The following is a 2,041-nucleotide window of genomic DNA, read 5'->3' on the forward strand; positions in this document are numbered from 1 at the left end:
CGCCGTCGAACTCGCCGCTCATGATGGCGTCATAATTGTCCAAGAACGCCTGCACTGCCGCGCTGGTGGCTGCGCCGATTGACAAGGCGCGCAGCAAGGCGACCCGGTCATTCAGCGGCATGGCCGCGTCTTCCTCACGGTTGCGCTTGCCTGTGATATCCTCGAGCACCGCGGCCACGTCGGCGCGATCCAGGTCGCCGACCGCGCCTGCGTCCTCAATATCCATGATCCGGTAGCAGATGTCATCCGCGGCCTCGACCAGGAAGGCGAGCGGATGGCGGCGGTACCAGCCTGTGTCTTCGCGGATCATGCCGGTGGCCGTGCAGATTTCGTCAAGCAGTGCAGTGTCAGAGGCAAAAACACCGAATTTCTTGAGGCCCGCATAGGGCGCCGCGCCGTCGCCGCAGGCCGCGTCCCGCACCTGGCGGGTGCAGGGGTACTTCAAAAAGGCACCCAGCGTTGCATAGCTGAGCCGCATGCCGCCCTCGCGCCGGGCCATTTCCAGCCGCCCGGCGATGCGCAAGCCCTGGGCGTTGCCCTCGAAATGCGCGAATTCGGCCTGCCGGTCCGCAGGCACCTGGGCTGCCAGCCCCTGTTTCGCGCGGAACTGCACGGCGAACCAGCCGCCGATGCTGTCCTCGCCGGAATGGCCGAAGGGCGGGTTGCCGATGTCATGCAGCAGGCAGGCGGCCTGCACGTGGCCGGCTATGCGCAGAACCTGATCCGGAGTGATGCGATCTGCTGCCAGCAGCGCCTGACCGACGCCGGAACCCAAAGAACGCCCGACGCTGCAGGTCTCCATGCTGTGAATCATCCGGTGATGCACATGGTCGTGGCTGTAAAGCGGATGCACCTGGGTCTTCTGGGCCAAACGGCGAAAGGGTTCGGAGAACAGGATACGGTCATAGTCCTGCAAATAGGCCTCGCGTCCCGGTGCTTCGGGGTAGTCCGGCCGGCACAGCCGCCCCGGGTTCAGCAGCCTGTTCCACTCCATCGCCATTTGCCTGCTCCTTTGCCTGTTTGAACGCGGTTAAACGGGAGGCCGGGCGGAAATGCAATCGCTTCAGCGCGGCTTGATCCCGGCAGGCTCCAGCTTGTGCTCCGGCTCCACGTGAATCACCGGCTGCGCGTCTGGAAACCACTTGCGCAATGCGGCTTCCACGCGGTCGCAGATATCGTGCGCTTCCTGAACAGTCATGCCGCCTTCGACAACCATGTGGCATTCCACAAACAGCGCCCGGCCTGCGCGGCGGGTCTTGAGGCCATGCACCTGCAACGCTCCGGCGGCCGAACTGTGGATGATTTCCTCAATCTCCGCACGCTCCCCTTCAGGGGCGGCGGTGTCCATCAGCCCATTCACTGATCCGGAAATCACCTGCCAGCCTTCGCGCAAGATGTTGACCGCAACCAGCAGCGCCAGCAGCGGGTCGAGCACTGCCCAGCCGCTGGCCAGTGCCAGCACCAGGCCCAGCAACACCCCAGCCGACGTCCAGACGTCGCTCATCAAGTGGCGGCCCCCGGCAGACAGCGCCGGTGAATGCAGCTGCCTTCCGCCCCGCAACAACATCCGCGCCCAAGCCAGGTTCGCGCCCATAGCCAGCGCATTGACCACCAAACCCGCGGTGCTCCAGTCGGCTGCGGCCGGGCGGCCCAGAGCATTCACGGCTTCATGAATGATAACCAAAGCGGCGATAACAATCATAATGCCTTCAGCCACAGCAGAGAAATACTCAGCCTTATGATGACCATAAGGGTGGCCCGCATCAGGCGGCCGCTGGGCGTAGCGCACGGCAAACCACGCCATCACAGCACCCCCGATATTCACCAGCGACTCCAGCGCATCCGAAAGCAGCGCGACCGACCCGGTCATCATCCAGGCCGCCGCCTTCAGCCCCATGACTGCCAGCGCGACCAGGATCGAACCTGTTGCCATCTGCTCGGCACTCAGCCGTTGATGCATGATCCTGTCCTCCGGCCCCTGTTCACATCAGCAGGCCGCGGCGCAGCAGGTTCAGCCCGGCGATCAGCAAAACCACAAGTG

The 2,041-nt window shown here is 64.3% G+C and carries 2 protein-coding genes; both read right to left on the reverse strand.

The genetic code is table 11. The annotated features are described in order from the left end of the window. Positions 1 to 1,000 (reverse strand): dGTP triphosphohydrolase (dgt, locus tag A2I95_RS33680; protein WP_291736818.1); only part of this gene is annotated, 1,000 nt, incomplete at its 3' end. A 63-nt stretch (positions 1,001 to 1,063) separates the two neighbouring features. Next, positions 1,064 to 1,960: a cation diffusion facilitator family transporter gene (locus A2I95_RS33685; RefSeq protein ID WP_291736820.1), complete on the reverse strand. Its 897-nt coding sequence runs from the start codon at positions 1,958 to 1,960 to the stop codon at positions 1,064 to 1,066. Between the last annotated feature and the right edge of the window lie 81 nt (positions 1,961 to 2,041).

Source organism: Leisingera sp. F5 (assembly GCF_001593695.1).

Excerpts from the sequence above, each read along its gene's own strand:
- A2I95_RS33685 (WP_291736820.1), bottom strand. The coding sequence starts at position 1,960 with ATGCATCAACGGCTGAGTGCCGAGCAGATGGCAACAGGTTCGATCCTG.